At 71.2% G+C, this 23,009-nt stretch carries 18 protein-coding genes; 9 read left to right on the forward strand and 9 right to left on the reverse strand.

What is annotated here, in order from left to right; all coding sequences use genetic code 11:
- Positions 1-116: 116 nt before the first annotated feature.
- From ABIA33_RS00190 to ABIA33_RS00205, 4 genes are all read right to left on the reverse strand, one after another.
- Positions 117-2,831, reverse strand: a complete 2,715-nt coding sequence (locus ABIA33_RS00190) for a hypothetical protein (RefSeq protein ID WP_370075526.1) — start codon at positions 2,829-2,831, stop codon at positions 117-119.
- A complete protein-coding gene (gene pstA / locus ABIA33_RS00195; RefSeq protein WP_370075528.1) occupies positions 2,831-5,848 on the reverse strand; it encodes a phosphate ABC transporter permease PstA in 3,018 nt (1,005 codons plus the stop codon). The genes ABIA33_RS00190 and pstA overlap by 1 nt, the downstream gene beginning before the upstream one ends.
- A complete protein-coding gene (gene pstC, locus ABIA33_RS00200; RefSeq protein WP_370075531.1) occupies positions 5,845-6,849 on the reverse strand; it encodes a phosphate ABC transporter permease subunit PstC in 1,005 nt (334 codons plus the stop codon). The genes pstA and pstC overlap by 4 nt, the downstream gene beginning before the upstream one ends.
- Before the next feature lie 77 nt (positions 6,850-6,926).
- Entirely contained in the window at positions 6,927-7,241 is a 315-nt protein-coding gene (locus ABIA33_RS00205) for a hypothetical protein (RefSeq protein WP_370075533.1), read from the reverse strand.
- Positions 7,242-7,583: 342 nt separating this feature from the next.
- Here ABIA33_RS00205 and ABIA33_RS00210 point away from each other — a divergent pair, with 342 nt between their 5' ends.
- Entirely contained in the window at positions 7,584-8,420 is an 837-nt protein-coding gene (locus ABIA33_RS00210) for a hypothetical protein (protein ID WP_370075535.1), read from the forward strand.
- Positions 8,421-8,480: 60 nt separating this feature from the next.
- On the opposite strand, the gene ABIA33_RS00215 is transcribed toward ABIA33_RS00210, so the two are convergent.
- On the reverse strand, positions 8,481-9,284 hold the full coding sequence (locus ABIA33_RS00215) for a TIGR03084 family metal-binding protein (protein ID WP_370075537.1): 804 nt from the start codon (positions 9,282-9,284) through the stop codon (positions 8,481-8,483).
- A 181-nt stretch (positions 9,285-9,465) separates the two neighbouring features.
- Entirely contained in the window at positions 9,466-11,001 is a 1,536-nt protein-coding gene (locus ABIA33_RS00220; protein ID WP_370075539.1) for an MFS transporter, read from the reverse strand.
- A 110-nt stretch (positions 11,002-11,111) separates the two neighbouring features.
- Here ABIA33_RS00220 and ABIA33_RS00225 point away from each other — a divergent pair, with 110 nt between their 5' ends.
- Entirely contained in the window at positions 11,112-12,095 is a 984-nt protein-coding gene (locus ABIA33_RS00225; RefSeq protein WP_370075541.1) for a helix-turn-helix transcriptional regulator, read from the forward strand.
- A 34-nt stretch (positions 12,096-12,129) separates the two neighbouring features.
- Here ABIA33_RS00225 and ABIA33_RS00230 read toward each other — a convergent pair whose 3' ends face one another.
- Positions 12,130-13,155, reverse strand: a complete 1,026-nt coding sequence (locus tag ABIA33_RS00230; RefSeq protein WP_370075543.1) for a hypothetical protein — start codon at positions 13,153-13,155, stop codon at positions 12,130-12,132.
- 170 nt (positions 13,156-13,325) lie between these two features.
- On the opposite strand from ABIA33_RS00230, the gene ABIA33_RS00235 reads away from it, so the two are divergent.
- Both ABIA33_RS00235 and trxA read left to right on the forward strand, forming a co-directional pair.
- Positions 13,326-16,253: an AAA family ATPase gene (locus ABIA33_RS00235; protein WP_370075545.1), complete on the forward strand. Its 2,928-nt coding sequence runs from the start codon at positions 13,326-13,328 to the stop codon at positions 16,251-16,253.
- Between the two features lie 84 nt (positions 16,254-16,337).
- The gene (trxA, locus tag ABIA33_RS00240; RefSeq protein ID WP_370075547.1) at positions 16,338-16,769 is read left to right on the forward strand and encodes a thioredoxin; all 432 of its coding nucleotides are present in this window, start codon (positions 16,338-16,340) and stop codon (positions 16,767-16,769) included.
- On the opposite strand, the gene ABIA33_RS00245 is transcribed toward trxA, so the two are convergent.
- Positions 16,766-17,374, reverse strand: a complete 609-nt coding sequence (locus ABIA33_RS00245; protein WP_370075549.1) for a TetR/AcrR family transcriptional regulator — start codon at positions 17,372-17,374, stop codon at positions 16,766-16,768. The two genes, trxA and ABIA33_RS00245, sit on opposite strands and share 4 nt — an antisense overlap.
- 213 nt (positions 17,375-17,587) lie before the next feature.
- Between ABIA33_RS00245 and ABIA33_RS00250 the strand changes: the two genes are divergently transcribed.
- The 5 genes from ABIA33_RS00250 to ABIA33_RS00270 all read left to right on the forward strand — a co-directional run bounded on the left by ABIA33_RS00250 (position 17,588) and on the right by ABIA33_RS00270 (position 22,494).
- Positions 17,588-18,049, forward strand: coding sequence for a Zn-ribbon domain-containing OB-fold protein (locus ABIA33_RS00250; protein WP_370075551.1), 462 nt, complete (start codon positions 17,588-17,590; stop codon positions 18,047-18,049).
- 136 nt (positions 18,050-18,185) lie between these two features.
- On the forward strand, positions 18,186-18,584 hold the full coding sequence (locus ABIA33_RS00255) for a hypothetical protein (protein WP_370075553.1): 399 nt from the start codon (positions 18,186-18,188) through the stop codon (positions 18,582-18,584).
- Positions 18,585-18,731: 147 nt separating this feature from the next.
- Entirely contained in the window at positions 18,732-20,816 is a 2,085-nt protein-coding gene (gene efeU, locus ABIA33_RS00260; RefSeq protein ID WP_370075555.1) for an iron uptake transporter permease EfeU, read from the forward strand.
- Positions 20,816-22,108, forward strand: a complete 1,293-nt coding sequence (gene efeB / locus ABIA33_RS00265) for an iron uptake transporter deferrochelatase/peroxidase subunit (protein ID WP_370075557.1) — start codon at positions 20,816-20,818, stop codon at positions 22,106-22,108. Before efeU ends, efeB begins: the two co-directional genes overlap by 1 nt.
- Positions 22,109-22,287: 179 nt before the next feature.
- Complete coding sequence (locus ABIA33_RS00270) at positions 22,288-22,494, forward strand: hypothetical protein (RefSeq protein ID WP_370075559.1); 207 nt, start codon at positions 22,288-22,290, stop codon at positions 22,492-22,494.
- Between the two features lie 131 nt (positions 22,495-22,625).
- Here the strand turns inward: ABIA33_RS00270 and ABIA33_RS00275 are convergent, their stop codons facing one another.
- Entirely contained in the window at positions 22,626-22,793 is a 168-nt protein-coding gene (locus ABIA33_RS00275; RefSeq protein WP_370075561.1) for a hypothetical protein, read from the reverse strand.
- Positions 22,794-23,009: the final 216 nt, after the last annotated feature.

The following is a 23,009-nucleotide window of genomic DNA, read 5'->3' on the forward strand; positions in this document are numbered from 1 at the left end:
GGCGGGGCGGAGCGGTCTGTGGGGTGGAGCGGTCTGAACGGCGGAGCGGCCTGTGGGGTGGAGCGGTCTGAACGGCGGAGCGGCCTGCGGCGCGGGGCGGCGGGGAGAACGGGCGGTCAGCTTCGGCGTCGGCGCAGGTACCTCGGCAGCAGCGGCCCGGCCAGCCCCGCCGCGGCTCCGGCCGCGAGCAGGCCCAGGAACAGGTAGCGGACGGGCCCGACCGGTGTCCGTGCGGTACGGGCGGTGACCTGCACGGAAGGCGTCGTGGGAGCGAGGCTGGTCACGGCGTGGGCGGCGGAGGGTTGTCCGGAGCCGCCGCCGGAGGCCCCGGCCGAGGTTCCCGCCGATGTCCCCGCGGAGGTTCCCGCCGACGTCCCGGCCGACGTACCGGCCGAGCCGCCCGCGCTGCCGCCGCCGCCGCCCGCCGCCCCGCCGCCGGTGGACCCCCCGGATGTCCGGCCCCCTCCGGCGGAGCCGCCTCCCGTGCTGCCGGACTCAACGGCCAGCGCGGCGGTCATCGCCTGGCTGCGCAGGGTCTGCGGCAACGGCACGTAGCCGTCGCTCAGTTGGCCCGCCTGCACGCCGGGCTGCTGGCCCGAGGTGGTGGCGTAGCGGATCAGCGCGGCATAGTCCTTGGCCACGGCCGGCTTGAGCAGGCCGGGCACGGTCGCGGCGTAGCTGACCACAGTGAGCGGGTACGCCCCGGCGGCCTTGGATCCCGGCGGCAGCAGCCGCACGCTGGTGCCCGGCACGGTCGTCATGGCCGCCTCCGCCGCCAGCATCGAGGTCGTGGTCGGGGCGGTGAACTGCCCGGCTCCGTTGAGCAGCAGCGCGGTGTTCAGCCCGTACCGCGCGGCGGTCGCGGTGTCGGTGACGGAGAGGATTCCGCGCAGCCCCTGCGGCTGCGGCGCCGCCTTCTTCAGCTGGGGCGGCGTCGCGGTGGCGTCCCAGATCGAGCGGGAGAGGGTGTCGCCGCGGGCGGCGGAACGGGCCGCGTCGTGCATGCCGTTGGCGTAGGGGTGCGCGTCCAACGTGCACCACGGCGGGCGGCCGTTCGGGTCGTTGGGGAACGTCTGGCAGTAGGGGTCGCTCTTGGGGAAGTCGTCGCGCGGCAGGTTCAGCTTGTCCGCGGTGTAGTTGGGATTGACCTGCATGCCCCAGGGGTCCTTGGTCCCGGCCAGGAAGGCACGTGCGTCGGGGTCGGCCTCGACCCAGGCCCACAGGTGCCGGGCACTGTCGGACTGCCCGAGCGGGACCAGCATGTCGGCGATCCGGGAGGGGAAGGCCAGCGGGACGAACGCCGGATTGAACTTCAGGAAGTCGGGGTCGGTGGTCAGGTCGAAGGGGTTGTTCTGGACGTCGGTGGCGGCGTAGCCGACCGCGTAGCGGTAGGACTGAGTGAGCAGCTTGGCCACCAGCCGCGGGGTGAGCTTGATCTGCGGGATCCGCTGCCCCTCCCGTTTGCGCACCGCGTCCGGCGCGCTGGCGTAGGACTGGCTCTCCACGTCGAAGGCGATGGTCACCCCGGACAGCGCGACGGGGGCGTAGACGGGGGTCCGTCCGGTCGGCACCAGCGAGGGCGGCACCGGATCGGACACGAAGACCAGGCCGGGATCGGCGCCGGTGGTGAGCTTGGCCCGGGCCAGATCGTCGTCGATCTTCGTGTAGCCGAAGATCGCCGGGGTCTTCCGGCAGAGCACCGGCTGCCAGCGGGTCAGCGCCTCCTGCACGACCTCGGTGCCGTAGGTGAGGCGTTCGGCGCTGCCGATCGGGCAGTTCAGGCCCAGCGGGGCGAAGTGCAGTGGCACCACCATGCGGTGCTGCCAGTTGCTGGTGGACAGCGGGGAGGACTGCAACTGGCCGGAGTTGGTGGTCGGAGTGCTGCCGTCGACCTCGGTCTCACCGCGCGGAACCACGACCAGCCAGCAGCGGCGGCCCTCCGTCGGCGGCGTCCTGGGGTGGTCCGGGGTCTGGCCGCAGCCGAGCCCCGGAGCCTCCAGGCCGGTCTGGGTCTCGAAGTAGACCTGCCCGCTGCCATCGGCCCTGGTCGGCGCGAACGGCACCTCGTTGGTGGAGCCCAGGTCGAAGAACTGGCTGCCCGAACCGGTCTCGGTGACCCCGTTCACGCTGGTGAAGGGGACGTAGACGTTGACGTTGGGCGTCGTCTGCTTCAGCGGTTCCAGCGGGTCGACCAGCGCCGTGCCGTAGTTGAGCTGGCGGCTGGGCACATACGCGCCGCCGCGGGTGTCGCCCTTGTCCGCGCCGTACTGGCACTGGGTGCGGTCCGGTCCGGTGGCGGCGTCACCCCAGCACTGCATGATCTCCAGGTAGTCCTGGGCGAAGGTGGTGGGGTTGGGCACGGTGGGCTTGCCCCCGGTCCAGCTGACGTTGACGACCTGGTCGACCAGGTCCGCCGTCTGACTGACCGTCACAGCGAGCCCGGCGAAGGGGCCGGTGCCGTGCACGGTGATCGCCGAGCCGGAACTGGAGCCTGTCTGGACGACCGGGTGGCCCGGCAGCACCGGGGTCGTGCCGGTGGCCGAGCCCGCCGGTGCGGGCGAGCCCGCCGCAGCGGGTGCGGGCGCGGCCGGGGAGTCGACCGGCACCGGGGCGCCGGTGATCGGGTCGATGGCGACGGACGGGCTAGCGGCCGGGCCGGCCGCGGAAGCGCCGATCGGATCCCGGTGGTCTCCGGAGGCGTTCACCCCTGCCGTCGCGACCAGCAGCAGCGCTGCGCACAGCGCGGTGCGCAGCGCCCGTGACAGTGATGTGGAACCGGAACCAGAACCGGAACGGGACTTGGAGCTGGAGCCGGAGTTGGATCTGGTCATCAGAGACCTGCCCTGCGGCGTGCGGCCCGGCGTGCGATCACCGGTGGCAGGACCACGATCGAGCCCAGCAGCAGTCCGGCCAGCAGCATCAGCGTGTGCTGCAGTCCGCTGCCGGAGGTGGCGGCGATCGCCACCGGATCGGCGACGACCTGTGCGCCGCCACCCGAGGAGCCACCCCCGGTGGACCCGCCGCCGCCGCCCGCCAGCCCCGGGTCCGCCGCAGCTGCCGCACCGGCCGAGGTCGCCCCTGCCGCCTTGCCGGCCCCCGCGCCGTTCGTCGTTCCGGTCCCGGCGGTCGCGGCTCCGGTACCCGCGGTCCCGGACGTGGCGCCGGTACCGGGGGCTCCGCCGCCGGCGCCGTTCGTGCCGCCGCCCGCGCCTGCCGTGCCTCCCGAACCGCCGCCCGTACCCGCGCCGCCGCCGGCTCCGCACTGCACGGTCCCCTGCTTGTCGCAGGCGGCCGGATACGGGGCGGTCTTCGCGAGGGTGTTGGTGCCGTCGGTGGAGAAGGTCGGGTTGTTGCAGGAGCTGATGGTGATGTTCTGGGCCACCACGCCCGGGATCCTGCGCACCTGGTTCAGCGCCGCCTGGACCAGGTTGATCGGTAGTGGGGAGTAGCCCAGGTCAGGGGCCTGCTGCTGGCCCTGGCAGAGGAAGTAGTAGGCGAAGGCCCCCAGGGTGCGGCCCTTGTCCTGGTTGAACCCGCTCTCCAGGGCCGTGGGCAGGATCATGTAGCTGTAGCTGGACAGCGGGTAGGTGCGCGGGTCTGTGCTGTCGTAGACCCCGGTGAGCTGTTGGGTGAGGTCCGCGTTGATCCGGGCCTGGGTCAGCGCCACCGCGACGTCGGGTGCCGTCGGCGCCACGTAGTAGTGGGCGGCGTTGAGCATCTTCGCCACCGGGAAACCGGTGTTGAGGGCGTAGGAGTACTCGACGTAGGTGATCGAGCCCTCGTTCTGGTCCTGGGCCACGAAGCCTGAGACACCCTGGGAGCCGCTCAGCGCGATGAAGCCCTTGCTGGGAACGGTCGGGTAGAAGGAGGTGACCCCGCAGGGGGCGGTGCGCCCGGCCTTGACGCAGTAGGCGTCCCAGAGCGACTGCTGGCGCAGGCTCATCCAGGTGGTCAACTGGGCCGTGGTGCCGGAGCCGTCCGAGCGGACCACCGGGACGATCTGCCGGGCGGGCAGGGTGAGCCCGGGGTTGTCTGCGGCGACCGCCGGGTCGTTCCACCGGGTGATGGTGCCGGTGAAGATCCCGGCGATGGTCGCTCCGGACAGCCGCAGGTTGGTCACCCGTTGCCCGTTGATTTTGAGGTTGTACATGAACGAGGTACCGCCCGCGACGATCGGCATGTAGGCGAAGTGCCGGGACGGCGGGGCCTCGTAGACGCCCTGGTCGGTCAGGCCGTAGGGGATCTCGGAGACCCCGAAGTCCACCGCGCCGTTCTTGAACTTGGCCCGGCCGTCGGAGGAGCCGGTGGCGTCGAAGTTGATCTGCATGCCGTACTGCTTGACGTTGGTGGTCCAGGCGTCGATGGCGTTGCTGCTCCAGGTGGAGCCCGCACCGGAGATGGGGACGTAGTTGCTGGCGGCGGCCCTGGGTGCGGCGCTCAGCACCAGTCCGAGGGCGAGCATCAGCAGCGCCGCGACCGGCGCCGCCCCTCGGTGCAGCAGGGCGGAGGTACTGCGGCGCACCACGGATTCCTTCCGGTCGGGGGTGTCGGGGGTGTTGCGGGACACGGCGTTGGCAGGCATGAGGGTGGGCGGTGTGCCGACGGCGGCCGGTGGCGCGAAGCGGGCCGCGGTGCGGGCGGAGGCGGTCCTCCTGCGCCGCTGCTGGCGGTTCGTCAGCTGACCGGGAGCGCGGCCGCCGATGATCCGGGCGACCACGAACAGCGCGAGCACCAGCACCAGCAGCACCGCTGCCGCCCCGAACCCCCGGGCGATCTGCGCCGTCGAGGGCAGCCGGACCAGGGTGAAGACCAGCAGCGGCAGGGAGACCTGGGGGCCGTGGAAGGGGTCCGCGTTGAAGGCCTTGTTGTAGCCGGCGGTGAGCAGCACCGGTGAGGTCTCGCCGATCCCCCGGGCCGTGCCCAGGATCACCGCGGTGGTCAGCCCGGAGCGCGCGGTGGGGAGCACCACCTGCCACACCGTGCGCAGCTTGCCCGAACCCAGGGCGTAGGACGCCTCCTTGAGCGATCCGGGCACCAGTCGCAGCACCACGTCCGAGGCGCGGATGATGATCGGCAGCATCATCACCGCGAGCGCGCATCCCGCCGCGAACCCGCTCCGCCCCAGGCCGAGGAGCAGCACGAACACGGCGTAGATGAACAGCCCGGCGAGGACCGAGGGCAGAGCGGTCATCGCCTCGACGATGGTGCGCACGAAGCGCGCGAAGCGGCCGGGCACCTCGGTGAGGAAGACCGCGCAGCTCACCCCGAGCGGCACGGTGATCAGCAGGGCGATGCCGATCTGCTCCAGCGTGCCGACCACGGCGTGCAGCACACCACCGGTGGTCAGCGGGGTGAGCGAGCTCGCCCCGGACATGTCCTGGGTGTAGAAGTTGCGGTGCGGAAGCGCCTGGGCGCCCTTGTAGAGGGTGAAGCCGATGGTGAAGAACAGGGCGAGCAGGACCAGTGCGGCGATGCTGTGGATCACGGCGGCGGCCAGCCGGTCGCGCACCGCCAGGCCGTTCTCGTCCTGGGCGACCAGCAGCCCGTACAGGCCGAGGAAGATCAGCCAGGTGGTGACGGTGAAGCCCAGCGGGCCGTTGAGCGGCAGCAGGTAGCGGAAGAGCAGGGTGGTCAGCCCGATCGCCCCGGCCAGCGCGCCGAGCAGCGCGTACGCGTCACTGGCCCGGCCGGCGCCGGGGCGGCGGCGGGACTCCGCCGCGCCCGGCGGGAGCGGTGCGCGCACCGGCAGGGTGGTGCGGGGGGCCTCGGCGGTCGGCGGCTGGGGCGTTGGCGGCGTCGGCGGCGTTGGCGCCTGATCCGTCGGCGTCTGCGGCGTGGTGGTGCTCATGTGCTGGCTCCGGAGCGGCTACGGGCGACCACGGCTGAGGCGGCGAAGTTCACGGCCAGGGTCATCAGGAAGAGGGCGAATCCGGCTGCCATCAGGGCGGAGATGCCGAACGAGGAGGAGTCCCCGTAGTGCAGGGCGATGAGCGCGGACACGGTGCTCGCACCGCTCTGCAGCAGGTGCGGCTGGATCGCGAAGACCATGGAGATGATCATGTAGACGGTGATCGTCTCGCCCAGGGCCCGGCCGAGGCCCAGCATGGTTCCGCCGATGACTCCGCCGCGCCCGTACGGCAGCACCACGGAACGGATCACGCCCCAGCGGGTGGCGCCCAGCGCGTACGCGCCCTCCCGCTCCCCCGGCGGTGCCTGGCCGAAGACCTCGCGCATCACCGAGCACATGATCGGTGTGATCATGAAGGCCACCACCGTCCCGGCGATGAAGGTGGAGGAGGTGTACGCGGCCACCGGTGCGAGCGGGTCGTTGGGGTCGGCCCCGTCGACCTTGAACAGCGGGATCCAGCCGAAGTACGTGGAGATCCACCGGGCCAGCCCGGTCATCCGCTGCTCCAGGAAGAAGAAGCCCCACAGTCCGTAGACGACGCTGGGCACCGCGGCCATCAGGTCGACCAGGCTGATCAGAGTCTGCTTGAGCTGCCGGGGCGCGTACTCGGAGATGTAGAGCGCGGCCGCCAGCGCCATCGGCAGTGCCAGCGACACCGCCAGCAGCCCGATCAGTACCGTTCCGCAGAGCACGGCGGCGATGCCGAAGTGGCCGTGGCCCGCGTCCGGCTCCCAGGTCTGGGTGGTGAGGAAGGCGAAGCCGCCCACCTTCAGTGCCTGTGCCGCCTGGTACGCCAGGAAGGTGCCCACCGCGAGCATCACGGCGAGGACGAGCGCGCCGCTGCCGCGGGCTCCGCCCTGGAACAGCCGGTCGCCCAGCCCGGGGTTGGCGCTGAGGACACGACGGGTGTCGGTGTCGGGCGGCGAGGGGTTCTCGGGCACCGGAGGGTTCTGGGGAGTCGGGTTCTGGGGGGTCGGGTTCCGGGGAGTCGCCGACCGCGCGGCGTCTGCGCGCCTCATCAGGCCGTCAGCTCGTTCCGCGCACGGGGTGCGGCCGGATCGGCGTCCAGTACCCCGGCCCGGAACTGCGCCAGGTTGTACCGGCACTCACGCTGCCTGCGGTAGGCCCGGGCGGACAGGGCCACCGGGCGCTCGTCGATGTCCAGCCGCCAGCCCCACATCGCGCTGGGCTGGACCGTGCACATCACCGAGGCCGCCCGCTCGACGTTGTCGCGGAGCCAGGCCACGGCCTCCCGGCAGGAGTCCTCGTCGAGGAAGTCGGTCAGGCTGCGACCGAGCTCGCGGTTGTTGGCGCTCAGCAGCCGCCAGGCCATGCGGACCTCCTCAAAGGTGTCGGTCCGGGCCGGTCTCGTGACGATCAGGAACCTCGCGTGTCCCATCCCGTGCCTCTCTCTCCCCACCTGGCCCCGTGTCCAACGCCCGTCGCCGCCGGACGAGGGAGACGGTCCGGCTTCCAGACGGACTGGCAGACACGGCGACACGAACGCCGGACATGGGGAGGATGAACTGCGGGCCTCGCTGATGTCGGGGAGTTGTGCGCATGGCGCGTCGGCGCGCGCGACCGCTCGCCGAGGTGCAGTGCCGGAGCGGGTCCTGCGCCGAGGTAAGAAGGGGGAGTTCGGGACTGTTGAGATTGGTGTGCCATTCTTTGCGCCATGACGACTGGCCAACACCGGCAGCACGGCCCCGTGGCCCCGCTACAGCGCGCGATGAGCAAGGTCCCGGAGGTGACGGTCTACTTCTGGATCACCAAGATCCTCACGACCGGCATGGGTGAGACGACGTCGGACTACCTCGCCCACGTCCTCGATCCCATGATCGCGGTGGGTATCGGCGGCGTGGCCCTGGCGGCCTCCCTGGCGCTGCAGTTCTCCGTGGGCCGGTACGTGGCCTGGATCTACTGGACCGCCGTCGTCATGGTCAGCGTGTTCGGCACGATGGCGGCCGACGTCCTGCATGTCGGCCTCGGCATCCCCTACGCGGTGTCCACGCCGTTCTTCACGGTCGTCCTCGCCGTGATCCTCGTCGCCTGGTACGCGTCGGAGCGGACGCTCTCCATCCACAGCATCCACACCCGCCGCCGCGAGGCGTTCTACTGGGCCACCGTCATGGCGACCTTCGCGCTCGGCACCGCCGCGGGGGACATGACCGCGGTCACCCTGCACCTGGGGTACTTCTCCTCGGGTGTGATGTTCGCCGCACTGTTCGCCGTCCCCGCGCTCGCCTTCTGGCTGTTCCGTCTGAACGGGATCTTCGCGTTCTGGTTCGCCTACATCGTGACCCGGCCGTTCGGCGCCTCGTTCGCGGACTGGATGGGCGTGTCGCACGTACGCGGTGGCCTCGCCTGGGGCACCGGACCGGTCAGCCTGGCCCTCGCCGGGGTGATCGCGGGCTTCGTCGGCTTCCTGGCGGTGACCCGCAAGGATGTCGCGCGCGAAACCGACCAGGCGCCGTCGCGCGAACGGGAGTACCAGCCCCACGAGATGGCCTGACCGGCCTCACCCGCCGCCGAGCGGGCTTCCTGCCCCTGCCCCTGCCCGCTCCGGCGGAGCTCAGCTGTGGCGCGGTGCCGGGCCCCGTCCAGGGGGGCCGGCGAACGCCTGGGCGATGTCCGACCAGCGCTCCGCCTGGGCGCCCTGGACGGTGAGCTTGAGCTCGTTGCGGTGACGCCGCCGGGTGACCAGCAGGCAGAAGTCCAGGGCGCTCGCGCTCACCCGCTGCTCGGCGTCCTCTGGCCCCCAGGTCCACAGCTCGCCGCTAGGGGAGGCGAGTTCGACGCGGAAGGGCCCCTCCGGCGGCGTCTCGCCACGGTTGATGAAGGCGAAGTCTCTGGTGCGGACTCCGAGATGGGCGATGTGCCGTAGCCGATCGGTCGCGGGCAGGGACACGCCGAGCGCTTCGGCGACGTCCTGGCCGTGTGCCCAGGTCTCCATCATCCGGGCCGTCGCCATCGACGCCGGGCTCATCGGCGGCCCGAGCCACGGCATCCGGCGTCCCGGCTCCCGGGCCTCCCAGGCGGCCAGCGCCGTGCCGACCAGGGCCCTCCCCTCCCGCCAACGCGCGAGCAGCAGATCATAGGGCGGGTGCGCGCCCTCCTCCGCGCCCGCGTCGACAAAGCTGTCGGGGACGAGGAGAGCCGCCGCCACGACGGCCTCGAAGGGCGCCGGGTCCGGATCCGCCGCGGCGACCGCCGCCCGGTCGGTCCAGGCCAGGTGCGCGATCTGGTGGGCGATGTCCCAGCCCTCCGCAGGGGTCGCCAGCTGCCACTGGGCGTCGGAGAGCCCGGCTACCAGCGCATCGAGTTCCGAGCTCTCGGCGTCGAGGTCGGCGAGGAGTGCGTCCAGGTCTGCGGGCATGGCGTCAGCGCTCCTTCTCCGCGCCGGTGGCGCTTCTCGACAACTCTGCGGCCAGATCCGTGGCAGGAGACAACCCTACCGATCAGTAAGGTTGTTGCACAGGTACCCCGCCGGGTCTCCCGCGACGAGGCGCGCCGCCCCGGATCCGGGCGGCGCGCTTCGTCGTATCGCATGCTGCGGCTCAGGGGGCGAGGGCCAGTTCGGCCTCCTCCGCAGCCGCGCTCACCGCCGTCCCGGTGACGTTCGCGACGTCTGCGACGTCCCCGGTGTCCTCCGTGTGCTGCTTGGCCCGCTTGGGCAGGGCGAACATCAGCGCGAAGGCCAGCAGCAGCCCGCCGGCGACCCACCCCAGCGAGTCGGTGAATCCGGCGCCGAAGATCTGCGCCGCCGTCTGCCGTGCCCGGTCCCCGTGCTCGACGACCCCGAAGAAGCACACCGAGACCAGGCCCATGCCCAGCGCCACACCCAGCTGGTTGGTCGTGTTGATCAGCCCGGACGCCGAGCCCGCGTGCTCGCGCGGCACCTCGGACAGCACCGAGTCGGTCAGCGGCGCCACGATCAGACCCATGCCCGCGCCCATCACCAGCAGCGGCAGCATCATCTGCCAGGAGTGGATGCCCCCGCCGTAGCGGCCGATCTCCCAGACGTAGATCCCGGTGCCCGCGGCCATCACCAGCGCCCCGGCCTGCAGTACCTTGCGGCCGAACCGCGGCACCAGCAGCTGCACGGAGAGTCCCGCGGCCGTCGACACGCCGAGCGCGAACGGCAGCCCGGTCAGCCCGGCCCGCAGCGGGCTCCAGCCCAGGCCGATCTGCATGTACAGGGTCCAGACCAGGAAGAAGATGCCTGCCACGATCCCGAAGACGAGCTGCACGCCGATGCCCGCCGCGAAGCTCTTCACCCGGAACAGCGACAGCTCGACCAGCGGCGACCCGTCCTTGCGCGCCTTGGCCCGCTCGTACCGGACGAACAGGGCGAAGACCAGCGGGCTCGCACCCATCGACACGAAGCCCCAGACCGGCCAGCCGGACTGCTGGCCCTGCGTCAGCGGGTAGAGCAGCATCAGCAGTCCGACGCTGACCAGGGCCACGCCGACCAGGTCGAGCCGCATCGCCTTGGGGGCCTTGGACTCGGTGATGTAGCGGACGCCGAGGACGAGTCCGGCGATGCCGACCGGCAGGTTGATCAGGAAGATCGGGCGCCACTGCAGGCCGAACAGGTTCCACTGGGTGAGCAGGGCGCCGAACAGCGGACCGGTGACCGCACCCAGGCCGATCATCGCGCCGAACATCCCGAAGACCTTGCCGCGCTCGTTCGCCGGGAAGGTGGTGTGGATGATTGAGAGCACCTGCGGAACCATCATCGCGCCCGCCGCGCCCTGCAGGATCCGGGTGGCGACCAGCATGTCCGGGTTCGCGGCCAGGCCGCACAGTGCGGACGCGATGGTGAAGCCGCCGATGCCCAGCAGGAACAGCCTCTTGCGACCGTAGATGTCGCCGAGGCGCCCGCCGGTGATCAGGCCGATGGCGAAGGCCAGCGCGTAACCGGCGGTGATCCACTGGATCGCGCTGAACGAGGCGCCGGTGTCCCGCTGGATGCTCGGGACGGCGATGTTGACGATGGTGACGTCGACCATGTCCATCAGGCTCGCGGTCATCACGACAGCCAACGCGAGCCAGCGCCGGGGGTCGGGGGTGACGGGTACGTCGGTGCTCATGGGATGGCCTTCCGGGGGCGAGAAGCGGTCCTCCGCTGCTGCGGTACGTCCTTGACGATAGAGGCCATATAGGACAGTTCCTGTCCCAGTTGGATGGCATTCTTGAAGACATGACAGACACCCCGGCCCGCCTGCTGAACCTCCTGTCTCTGCTGCAGACCCCGCGCGAATGGCCCGGCAGCGAGCTCGCCGAGCGCCTGGCGGTGAGCCCCCGCACGATCCGGCGCGACATCGACCGGCTGCGCGAGCTCGGCTACCCGGTCGAGGCCACCATGGGCGCGGTCGGCGGATACCGCCTGGTCGCGGGCGCGGCGATGCCGCCGCTGCTACTGGACGACGAGGAGGCGGTCGCGATCGCGGTCGGTCTGCGCACGGCCGCGGGGAACGCCGTCGGCGGCATCGAGGAGGCGTCGGTGCGGGCGCTGGCGAAGCTGCAGCAGGTGCTGCCCTCGCGGCTGCGGCACCGGGTCGGATCGCTCAGCGCGGCGACCGTGTCACTGACGGGCTGGGCGGGTCCGACGGTCGACCCCGAGGTGCTCACGGTGCTGGCCTCCGGGGTCGCCGGGCACGAGAAGCTGCGCTTCGGCTACCGAGCCGCCGACCGGGCGGAGACCCGGCGGCTGGTGGAGCCCTACCGCCTGGTCTCCGCCGGGCGCCGCTGGTACCTGGTCGCCTACGACAACGACCGCGAGGACTGGCGGATCTTCCGCGTCGACCGGATCAGCGAGCCACGGCTGACCGGAGCGCGCGCCGCGCCGCGCGAGCTGCCGGCGGCGGACGCAGCCGCCTACGTGGGCGAGAAGCTGTCCGGGCTGCAGCGCACCGTCCAGGCGGTGGCCACGCTGCACGCCCCCGTCGAGGAGTTGGCCCCTCGGCTCGGGAGCAGTGCGGAGCGGCTGGAGCCGATCGACGAGCACAGCTGCATGCTCTACAGCCGAGCCGACGCGCTGGAGTGGCTGGCCGTCCGACTCGCGATGCTGGGCTGCGAGTTCGAGGTGCACGAGCCGCCCGAGCTGGCCGCCTACCTGCGCGCCCTCGGCGCGCGGGTCACCCACGCGGCCGGCGGAGGCCCCCGGGCGGGGGCCACGGCCTAGGAGAGTGCTGAAGATCTAGGCCGGGCTCGCGGAGCTACCACCCGTGGTCCAGCAGCTGTTCCAGATGGTTGGGGCGGTCCGCGGGGAGTTCGCCCTCGGGCCGGTAGCGCAGCGTGTGGCCTTCCCAGTCCAGGTAGCCGGCCACCCAGGAGGCGAGTCCGTCGGCGTAGCGCTCGACGGCGCGGCGCTGCGGGCCGTCCAGGCCGAGCCGGGTGCAGAGCTCGGGGATCTCCACGGCCAGGCGGGTGTACTCGTCGATCATCCACTGGGTCTCGGCGAGCACCGCCGCCCCGGCCTCCTCGACCCCGCACTGCCGCTGGTGCTGCAGGATCACCACCAGGTTGTACGCGTCGCCGCGCGGGGCCTCCTTGCGGTACGAGCGCACGTCGTTGCTGAAGGAGGGGATGTCGGCCGCGAGCTGGCGCATCAGCCGCAGCGGCGGGCTGTGGAACGCGGTCGGGGGAACCTCCGAGGCGAAGCGCTCGATCATGTCGATGACCGTCTCGGTGCCCCCGGTTCCGCGACGGAGCGTCAGGTAGGAGGCGCGGTCCGGCAGCTCCTGGTTCCCGCCGTCGCGTTCGGCCGCCGCCGCGCGGGCCCGGCCGAGGGCCTCGCTGGGATGCGACGCGAAGTACCACTCCCAGTTGTACGAGGCCCGGGCCCGCCAGCGGGTGGACATGCCGGCCGAGCTGCGGTGCCACAGGTCCGCGAACGCGGCGGCCACGGGCGAGGCCTTGGCGCCGGCGAAATCGCCGTGGACTATGCCGATCAGCGGGTCGCAGATCCTGGCGACCTCGGTGGGGTGCAGCCCCAACTCGCTGTCGAACTGATCGTCGAAGAGGAAGTAGAAGCCGAACAGGTCGGTCGCGAGGACCAGGTCCTCGCAGTCCGCTTCGGGGAAGCTCCGGGCGGCCAGGTCCGGTACGGCCCAGCGTGCGTAGAGCTCGGTCGCCTCGCGGCCCCTGAGCATGTTGTGGGCCTGCAACCAGTCGAGGTTGCTGGCCTCGGCGGCGGACTGGTGTGCGCTCGCCTTCCTCTGGAAGGGAATAGTGAGTTCCATCGATGGGTCACCTTCCTCTTGCGCCGGACCTGACGAAACTACCCGGACTGATCATCCTCTGGCGGTGCTCAATCCGTAGCTCCTTCAACTATCGCTCGAAAATTCGAGACCTGTCCGTGACGACTGCTCACCGAACCCTCACCACAAGGGCCTTGATGTAGATAGCCTCGATGGGAGTGGTGCCGAGGGAGCGGGAGCGAGCGGTGACGAAGCGCGGTTTGTACGAGCGGGAAGATCTGACTGCCATTGCGGAGCGGGCCCTGGTCGTCCTCCGCGAGGGCTTCCTGGCCGGGGACACCGATCTGGGCAGCCTGCTGCTCTACAGCGGCGAGGCAGGGCTGGGGAAGACCAGCCTGCTCGCCGAACTGCGCCGCAGTGCCAGCGAGCTCAGTCCTACCTGCACCGTACTCACCGCACGCGGCGGCGAACAGCAACGGAACGTTCCCTTCCACGTCGTACGGCAGCTGCTGCAGCCCGCGCTGGCCAAGTTGAGCGAGGCGCAGCGGAGGGACCTCTTCGAGTCCTGGTACGACATCGCCGCGCCGGCCCTCGGTCTGGTCGCGCCCTCCGAGGGCAAGCAGTCCGACCCGCAGGGTGTCCGGGAGGCGCTGGACTGGGTGATGGCCCGGCTCGCCGTGCGGCAGGGTCCTCTCGTCCTCATCGTCGACGACCTGCACTGGGCCGACCCCGAGTCGCTCACCTGGATGGTCGCCTTCTCCTCCCGCGTCCCGACGCTGCCCCTGCTCGCGGCCCTGGCCTTCCGGCCGGAGGAGATGCCGGCGGAGGGCGCTCCGCTGCTCGCCGCCGACGCCGCGATCGGCAACCGGCTGCACCTGCGTACGCTGAGCCCCGACGCGGTCGACTCACTGGTCCGCCGCGAGTTCGGCGAGGACGCCGACGACCTGTTCTGCCGCCAGTGCTGGTCCATCACCGGAGGCATCCCGTACGACCTGGTCGCGCTGTTCGGCAAGCTGAACGACCGTCAACTCAAGGCGGTGGACGAGAACATCCCGGTGCTGCTCGAGCTCGTCGCCGCGGGCAAGGGGCCCGCCATCGCCAGGCGACTGGAGAAGTTCGGACCCGACACCTACCGCTTCGCCTACGCCGCGGCGATCCTCGACAACGAGATCGACCCGGCCGTCGCCGCCCGCGTCGCGGGACTCACGCCCGCCGCCGCGCAGACCGCCCTCGACCTGCTCCGTGAGGAGCGCATTCTCACCAACGGCAGCGTCAGCGGCGTACTGGAGTTCGTCCACCCCACCATCGGCACCGCCGTCTACCAGTCGATGCTCTCGCAGGGCATGCGCACCGCCATGCACGGCAAGGCCGCGCAGGAGATCATCGACGCCGGACTCGGCATGGCCGCGGCCTCCCGGCACCTGCTGGAGATCTACCCGGACGACGACCCGGAGGTGGTCCGGCAGCTCCGGCAGGCCGCCCGCGAGCACCTGGCCGTCGGCGCCCCCGACGCGGCCCGTCGCTGCCTGGAACGCGCCCTGCAGGAGCCGCCGCCCGAGGAGGACCGGGCCGAGGTCCTCTTCGAACTCGGCTGCTCCACCCTGCTCACCGCCCCGCAGATCACCGTGAACCACCTGCGCGCCGCCCTCGGCACGGTTCCCGGACTCAACCCGGACCACAGGGAGCAGGCCACCCTGCGACTCGGCCAGGCACTCGCGCACAGCAACCAGGGCGTCGAGGCGGCGGAGGTGACCGGCGCGGAGATCGACCGGACGCCGCCCGGACCGGGCCGCATCCGGTTGCAGGCCGCCCACTTCATGTGGCGGGCGTTCATCCGCGACGAGTCGGACGCCTTCCTGCGATTCCAGCGGCTCGCCGACCTGTCCGAGAGCCTCACCGGAAGCGACTCCGGATCGCGCGCCGTCAGGGTGCTGCGCGCCTGGGACCTCACTCTTCGGGGTGAATCCTCCGCTCAGGCCATGGCCTTCGCCGAGCACGGCATCGTGGGCGGGAAGCTGGCCGAGGGTCTCGGGTGGACCAACACCACCTGGGGCTTCGAGATCCCCTCGCTCCTCGGCCTCAGCTACACCTACAACGACCGCCTGGACCTGGCCCTCGACCTGTTCAACGGCGCGGCCAGGGAGTTCGAGGTCTCCGGCTGGAGCGGCGGCCATCTGGCGTTCGCCAACTTCCTGCAGGGCCTGGTGCTGTTCCGCTGGGGCCGGCTGGAGGAGGCCGAGAATTTCCTGCGGCTCACCCTGCGCAAGTCCGACCGGCTCGGTCGGGGGACGCCGCTGCAGTGGGACATCGTCGGGGTCCTCTGCGAGACCCTGCTGTGCCGGGGCCACATCCAGAAGGCTCTGGAGCTCGCCGAGGAGTACGAGTTCCGGCCGCCGTACCTGCCGGTGATGGTGCTTCCGGACGCCCCGACGCTGTACGGGCGGCTGCTGCTCGTGCAGGGCGACAACAAGGGGGCCGCCCGTCATCTCGCCGAGGCCGGCGAGCAGTTGGCGGCGCGCGGCTGGCACAACACGATCTGGGCGCCCTGGGCCGGCAACCTGGCGCAGGCCATCGCCGGGGAGGAGCCCGAGCGCGCCCGCGCGCTGACGGCCCAAGCCCTGGAGCAGGCCCGACGGGTCGGAACGAACTCGGCCATCGGCGTCGCCCTGCGCTGGTGCGCCACCGTCGCGGAACCCCAGGAGGCCGTGGAGCTGCTGCGCCAGGCGGTCGAGCACCTCGGGCAGTCGCCGACGGCTTACGAGTACGCGCTGGCGCTGATGGACCAGGGTGCGACCCTGCGCCGCGTCGGTCGCCCACGCGAGGCGCTGGAGGCGCTCGGCCAGAGTGTCGAGCTGGCGGCCCAGTGCGGTGCCGACGGCCTACTGGCGCGAGGGCGCACCGAGCTCGTCGCAGCGGGCGCGAGCCCGCACCGCCTGCGGGCGGTGGCGGCCAGGGTCCTCAACCAGAAGGAGCACCGGGCGGCCGAGCTCGCCGCGCAGGGCCTGTCGACGCAGCGGATCGCAGCCGAGATGAAGATCAGCGAGAGTGCGGCCAGCCAGCTGCTCGCCTCGGCGCACCGCAAGGTGGGGACCGGCCCCGAGGGCTTGTCGGCGGCGCTGGGGTTGGACCCGGAGGAATAGGGCGTTACCGCCCCTCGTTTGCCAGGGGGACGGTCGGTGGCGCCGCCACGACCGCGAGGCCGAGACCAGAAAGCAGGGCAGGGCATGAGCACGCTTGAGCTCACCAAGGACAACTTCAACGAGGTCGTGGAGAAGAACGACTTCGTCCTCGTCGACTTCTGGGCGTCCTGGTGCGGCCCCTGCCGGATGTTCGCCCCGGTGTACGAGAAGGCGGCCGAGACCAACCCGGACCTGGTGTTCGCCAAGGTGGACACCGAGGCGCAGCAGGAGCTGGCGGGCGCGTTCGAGATCCGCTCGATCCCCACGTTGATGATCATCCGTGACCGCACGGTGGTCTTCTCGCAGCCCGGAGCGCTCCCCGCCCCGGCGCTGGAGGACCTGATCAAGCAGGCCCGCGCGCTGGACATGGACGAGGTCCGCCGCGAGACCGGCCAGACGTCGAATGGCCAGACGTCGAATGGCCAGACGTCGAATGGCCAGACCTCGACAGGCGACGCCGAGGCCGCCGAGGGCTAACCCCGTCCGGACCAGGAGCGTTGCGGTCGGTACTCCACGATCGTCAGCGCGATGGCCACGTGCCGGTCAACGAGCGCGTCCAGGCTCAGTTCGCCGTCCGGCCGGAACCACTGGGCGACCGCATTGCACATGGCGATGACCGCGCGCCGCGCTTCGTCGGGATAGGGCGTGAGGAACACGCCCGCCGCCACGCCGGCCTCGATGGCGTGGCGGAACAGGTTCGTCGCCTCCGCGTGGCGGCTGCTGTAGCGGGCCAGGCGCTCCGGGTCGAGATTGCGCTCCTCGGACAGCAGGATGTTGCTGCGCGCCAGGTGTTCCGCGCGGAACCGGGTGGTGGCGGCCACCACCGCGGAGAGCCGGTCGGCGGGCTCGTCGCCGACCTTGGCGAGTGCCTCCGCGCAGGCGGCGAAGTAGGTGTCGAGACCCTCGTCGAGGATGGCGTGCAGCAGTTCCTGCTTGCCGGAGTAGTAGTGGTACATCGCCGACAGGCTCATACCGGCGCGCTGCGCGATGTCGCGGATCGAGGCGCTGCCGAAGCCCCGCTCGGAGAACTCCTGGCGGGCGGCCTCCAGCAGCGCGTCCTGTCCGGAGGGTCGCACGGGCATGGGTCGTCCTTGCTCAGGTCGCCGGCGGGGGTCGCCGCCGTTGTGGGTTGCTGCGGGCGGGCTACTTATCGATCGTTCAGATCCTAGCGGGGAATCCGCCGGCGGACCCCCTCGAATGGCGTCTGTCACATCGCTCCCCGGGGCTGGACAGTTGCGGTCGGCGACCGTAACTTAACGATCGTTCGAGCTGCAGACCCGTGCAGGAGTCGCCAGATGACCGCTGTGACTGTTGAGACCGTCATGCCCGTGGACCTCGCCGATCGCGCTGATCCCGCCGATCCAGCCGATCCAGCCGATCCCGCCGATCCCGCCGATCCCGCCGATCCAGCCGAGGTCTACCGCGACGGCCTGGCTCGGGGTGAGCTGCGCTACCAGCGCTGCCGCTGGTGTGCCGACAGCTCTGCCCAGGTCCGCCTGCTCTGCTCGACCTGCGGTGGCACCGACTTCGTGTGGGAGCGCAGCAGTGGGCTGGGGCGCATCTACCGGATGGCCGCGCCGACCGCCGCCGGGCAGGTGGAGCGCGCCGTGGTGATCGAGCTCGACGAGGGCTTCCGGATGAACGCCCAGCTTGCAGCCGTCCCCGCGCACCGTCTGTGGCCGGGAGCGTTGGTCCGCCTGGAGGTCGCCGAGGACGACGGAACGCTGCGGCCGAGGTTCCGTCCGGTCGCGGCCTGAACCCGACTGGATGGGGCCACTGGATGGAACCAAGGGAACCAGTGGGGTCGTTGCGCGTGTCGATACGTTCACAGGCAACGCGGACAGCCGGTACGGTGCGGCTGCCCACCGGAACGATTCGCCCAAGGACGGCTCCATGCCCCGCCTCTCCCGCCGCCGCGTCAGTACGGCGCTCGCAGCCACTGTGGTCCTGTGCGCCGGACTCGCCGTCGGTGCCACGGCGGCCTCGGCCAAGTCCAGCCTGGAGATCGGCGTCGGTAGTCGCACGGTTGCGGCCGGCGACGTCGTTCGGGTCCATGCCACGGGGGACTCCGACGACTTCGGCGGTGTACCGGTGCAGCTGTGCATCGACGAGCGGGTCGGCCATGGGGCGTGGCAGCAGCTGAAATGCACCCCCGGCGGGCAGTTGGAGCTCGGCCTCAAGGTCCGGCACCCGGGCCTGCTGAGTTTTCGGGCCCAGCTCGTCGCGGTCCGCGACGCCCACCACCGCAGCGTCGACCGCAGCTCGGAGAGTGTCACCGTTCGCGTTCGCTGAGCATTCCCGCGCCTGTCCGAAGCCTGGCCTCCCGACCTTCGGGAGGCCAGGCTTCGGCATGAGGTGACCCCGGGGTGGGCGCTTGAATCGTCGGCTACTAAGGTATGCCTAAGCTAACTTGCTGATGCCGACCGGAGGGGTCCACTGATGTGGGACGACGCGTTTCCGAGCTTCCTGATCGGACTCAGAGAGGGACTCGAAGCCGGGCTCGTCGTCTCGATCCTGGTCGCCACCCTGGTTCGCGCGGACCAGAAGTCGCGCCTCCCGCAGGTGTGGACCGGGGTGCTGGCGGCCGTCGCCCTGTCACTCAGTTTCGGCGCCGTTCTCACCTTCACCGCCCACAGCCTCCCCACCACCGCGCAGGAGGCCTTCGGCGGGTCGTTGAGCATCGTGGCAGTCGCGTTCGTGACCGTGATGGTGTTCTGGATGCGGCGCAATGCGCGCAACCTGTCGGGTGAGATCCGCGAGAAGGTCGACGCGGCGCTGGCGGTGGGTGCGGGGATGCTGGTGCTGACCAGCTTCCTGGCGGTGGGCCGGGAGGGGCTGGAGACGGCGCTGTTCATCTGGACCACCGCGCAGACCGCCGGCAGTTCCACCGGTCCGCTGCTTGGTGCCGCGGTGGGTCTGGTGCTCGCGGCGGTGGGGTGCTGGGCGCTGTACCGGCGGGTTCTGCGGATCAACCTGACCCGGTTCTTCAGCTGGACCGGTGCCGGGCTGATCGTCATCGCGGCCGGTGTGCTGGGCTACGGGCTGCGCGATCTGCAGGAGGGCGGGGTGCTGCCCGGCGCGCACAGCTTCGCCGTGGACCTGGGCGGCAGCGTGGACGCCAACTCCTGGTACGCGACGCTGGTCCAGGGCGTGTTCAACCTCACCACCCAGATGACCTGGCTGCAGATCCTGGCCTACGGCGCCTACCTCGCGATCGTGATGACCCTGTTCGTCCGCGGCCTGCGCATGCCCAAGCCCGCCCCCGCCTCCGCCCCCGCCTCCGCAGAGGTAACGGCGGCAACGGCCGCCGCATCAGCCACCGCCGCGCCCGAGACCGATGCCAAGGTTGCTGCCGCGCCCCGTGCCAGGCCGCGGTGGCTGATCCCGACTGCGGTTGTCGCATTGCCCGCTGTGGTGGCCGGCGCGGTCATCGCATCCAGCGGTGGGAAGCAGGCGGTCGCGGCGACGGTGTCGGTCTCGCCGACGGCCTGTGGTCAGGGGTTCACCGCACCCGAGCCGGGCCAGCAGACCTTCCAGATGCGCAACACCGGCAAGGCCACCTCCGAGGTCTACCTGATCGATCCGACCGACAACGCCGTCTACGGCGAGATCGAAGGCCTGGCCCCCGGCACCACCCGCACCCTGACCGCCACTCTGGGCAGCGGCGACTACGCCTGGCGCTGCGTCACCACCGGCGGTACACCGGTCACCTCCCCCAGTGTCCACGTCACCGGCGGCACCACCACCGGCACAGCGGTACTACCGCTCGCCGCCGGCGACCTGGACGCCCCGCTGGCCGCCTACAAGGCCTACGTCAGCACCGGCCTGGCCACCCTCGCCGCCGACACCCGCACCCTGCAGGCCGACCTGCACGCCGGCAACCTGACCGCCGCCCGCACCCAGTGGCTCGCCGCCCACCTGCAGTACGCCTCCCTCGGCGCGGCCTACGGCACCTTCGCCGACTACGACAAGAAGATCAACGGCCGCCCCGACGGCCTGCCCGGCGGGGTCCACGACAAGGACTTCACCGGCTTCCACCGGCTGGAGTACGGCCTGTGGCACGGAGAGCCCGCGCAGAACCTCAGCCCCGTCGCCGACGCACTGGTCGCCGATGTGACCGGACTGCAGAAAGCCTTCCCCACCCAGGACTTCGACCCCGCCGACCTGCCCCTGCGCACCCACGAAATCCTCGAGAACACCCTCCAGTTCGAACTCACCGCCGACACCGACCAAGGCAGCGGCAGCAACCTCGCCACCGCCCAGGCCAACCTCGCCGGCACCCGGGAACTCCTCACCGTGCTCCGCCCCCTGATCGCCAAGCGCAGCCCCACGCTGCCGGCCACCGTCGACACCGACACCGCGCGTCTGGCCGGGCTGCTCGCCGGCGCGCACCAGGGCCCCGCGTGGATCCCGGTCCAGCAGCTCGACCCCACCAACCGCGCCCGCATCAACGGCGCCACCGGTCAACTCCTCGAAGACCTCGCCCCCATCCCCGACCTCCTCGAGATTCGGAAGGCCGCCTGATGACACCCGACCACCAGCCCACAGCCAGTCCCTCCGGCGGAGCGTGCCCGTTCGGGTTCGGCACCTCGCGCCGCGCGGTCCTGAAGACCGCCCTGGGCGCGGGCGCGGCCGGCGCCACCGTGGCCGCTGCGGGCCTGTCCCTCGGTGCGGGCGCGGCCTCGGCTGCTTCAGCGGACACGGGAAGCGGTTCGGTCGCCTTCCACGGCGTCCACCAGGCCGGAATCACCACCCCCGCGCCCGCGTTCGCGACCTTTCTGTCGCTGGACGTCATCGCCCCCGACCGCGCCGCCCTGGAACAGCTGTTCCGCACCCTGACCGACCGGATCCGGTTCCTGACCACCGGTGGCACCCCACCGGACCTGGGCGTCGGCGCACCCCCCGCCGACAACGGCATCCTGGGCCCGGTCGTGCCCGCCGACCACCTGACCATCACCCTCGGCGTGGGCGCCTCCCTCTTCGACACGCGCTACGGCCTGGCCCCACACAAACCTCGCAAACTCACCCCCATGCGGACCTTCCCCAACGACAACCTCCGAGCAGCCGAGTCCCACGGCGACCTCTCCCTGCAGATCTGCGCCGACCGCCAGGACACCGTCCTGCATGCGATCCGCGACCTCACCCGCCACACCCGCGGCCAGATGCAGGTCACCTGGCGCATCGACGGATTCCAGAACACCCCCCGTCCCACCGGCGCCCAGCGCAACCTCCTCGGCTTCAAAGACGGCATCGCCAACCCCGATACCACCTCCACCCGCGAGATGAACAAGCTGGTATGGGTCGAGGCCGGTTCAGGCGAACCGGCCTGGGCCGCCGGCGGCAGCTACCAGGTCATCCGCATCATTCGCATGCTCGTCGAATTCTGGGACCGCGTCTCGCTGACCGAACAGGAGAAGATGTTCGGCCGCCGCAAGGACACCGGCGCCCCGCTGGACGGCGCCCAGGAAACCGACATCCCCGACTACGCCAAAGACCCCAAAGGCAGCGCCATCCCCCTGGACGCCCACATCCGCATCGCCAACCCCCGCACCACCCAGACCGATGACTCCCGCATCCTGCGCCGCGGCTACAACTACGACCGGGGCATCGACCCGGTCGGCAACCTCGACATGGGCCTCGCCTTCTGCTGCTACCAGCAAGACGTCGCCCGCCAGTTCGAAGCCGTCCAGACCCGCCTCATCGACGAACCCCTCGTCGACTACATCTCCCCCACCGGCGGCGGCTACTTCTACGCCCTGCCCGGCGCACGCGACACCAACGACTGGCTCGGGCGCACCCTGCTCACAGCAACCTGACGGCGGCGTGAACCAGGGCTGTCACCTGGGAGGCTGTCGGGTTGTCAGTGTGGCTCTGTACTGTGCCTGTCGAGTACGGAACGGGTCGGCGATCTCTCCGGATGTTCGGGAGGGAATCGGGCAGGGAACCGGAAGGGTTCGGTTGACCGTCCCGTACGGCACGAGAACGGGAGTAAGCCATGTCCGCCACGCTTGAGATCACGACCGCGACCTGCCGCCTCTGTCCATCGGAGGGCGGGGTTGTGGTTGCGATGTACTCCGGAGACGGTCCCGCGCGCAGAGCCGGGCACCGTGCCTGGGAGGAGACCAGGGCCACGGGGGTTCCGCACCACGACCACTACGACCCGGCGCTGGACGCCTTCGTGGTGGTCCGGCACCACCGCTGACGGCGCGCTGCGGACGGTGGGCGCTCGACGGAACGGGGGAGTGCGGGTGGCCCCATCCGCCGCCCGCACTCCCGATGACCCTTCCCGGTCTGCTCGCCAGACCGGGCACGTTCCACCTCAGTGGTAGTTGCTCAGTAGTAGAGGTCCACCGCCGTCCGGCTCCGGTGGGACTGGTCGCCGGCAATCGTGCCCGAGTTGCCCGCCAGCGCGGCGGTCTTGGCCGGGGCGGCCGTGCCGATGCCGAGACACATACAGGCTGCCAGCGTGGTGAATGCCACGAAAGTGCGCATACGGGACACGCGATCTCCCTGGGATGGATATGGATGGTGACGGGGGCCGGCCGACCCTGGCTGTCTGTCCTGACGTCGCTCGCCAGCATTCACCAACAAGTCGACAAAGTTCCATCTCGGCTGGGAAATATCCCTCATATGGGACCACCGTCCGATCTGCGGTCCAGCCGTCCAGCCGTCGACCCGTCAATCCCCGTTGACCGGGGGGCGCGCGGCAGGCGCTCG

The organism is Streptacidiphilus sp. MAP12-16 (assembly GCF_041262165.1).
Taxonomy (GTDB): domain Bacteria; phylum Actinomycetota; class Actinomycetes; order Streptomycetales; family Streptomycetaceae; genus Streptacidiphilus.

Bases quoted from the DNA above. Each gene is read 5' to 3' on its own strand.
- ABIA33_RS00190 (WP_370075526.1), bottom strand. From the start codon at position 2,831: ATGACCAGATCCAACTCCGGCTCCAGCTCCAAGTCCCGTTCCGGTTCT.
- pstA (WP_370075528.1), bottom strand. From the start codon at position 5,848: ATGAGCACCACCACGCCGCAGACGCCGACGGATCAGGCGCCAACGCCG.
- ABIA33_RS00205 (WP_370075533.1), bottom strand. From the start codon at position 7,241: ATGGCCTGGCGGCTGCTGAGCGCCAACAACCGCGAGCTCGGTCGCAGC.
- ABIA33_RS00210 (WP_370075535.1), top strand. From the start codon at position 7,584: ATGACGACTGGCCAACACCGGCAGCACGGCCCCGTGGCCCCGCTACAG.
- ABIA33_RS00215 (WP_370075537.1), bottom strand. From the start codon at position 9,284: ATGCCCGCAGACCTGGACGCACTCCTCGCCGACCTCGACGCCGAGAGC.
- ABIA33_RS00220 (WP_370075539.1), bottom strand. From the start codon at position 11,001: ATGAGCACCGACGTACCCGTCACCCCCGACCCCCGGCGCTGGCTCGCG.
- ABIA33_RS00225 (WP_370075541.1), top strand. From the start codon at position 11,112: ATGACAGACACCCCGGCCCGCCTGCTGAACCTCCTGTCTCTGCTGCAG.
- ABIA33_RS00230 (WP_370075543.1), bottom strand. From the start codon at position 13,155: ATGGAACTCACTATTCCCTTCCAGAGGAAGGCGAGCGCACACCAGTCC.
- ABIA33_RS00235 (WP_370075545.1), top strand. From the start codon at position 13,326: ATGGGAGTGGTGCCGAGGGAGCGGGAGCGAGCGGTGACGAAGCGCGGT.
- trxA (WP_370075547.1), top strand. From the start codon at position 16,338: ATGAGCACGCTTGAGCTCACCAAGGACAACTTCAACGAGGTCGTGGAG.
- ABIA33_RS00245 (WP_370075549.1), bottom strand. From the start codon at position 17,374: ATGCCCGTGCGACCCTCCGGACAGGACGCGCTGCTGGAGGCCGCCCGC.
- ABIA33_RS00250 (WP_370075551.1), top strand. From the start codon at position 17,588: ATGACCGCTGTGACTGTTGAGACCGTCATGCCCGTGGACCTCGCCGAT.
- ABIA33_RS00255 (WP_370075553.1), top strand. From the start codon at position 18,186: ATGCCCCGCCTCTCCCGCCGCCGCGTCAGTACGGCGCTCGCAGCCACT.
- efeU (WP_370075555.1), top strand. From the start codon at position 18,732: ATGTGGGACGACGCGTTTCCGAGCTTCCTGATCGGACTCAGAGAGGGA.
- efeB (WP_370075557.1), top strand. From the start codon at position 20,816: ATGACACCCGACCACCAGCCCACAGCCAGTCCCTCCGGCGGAGCGTGC.
- ABIA33_RS00270 (WP_370075559.1), top strand. From the start codon at position 22,288: ATGTCCGCCACGCTTGAGATCACGACCGCGACCTGCCGCCTCTGTCCA.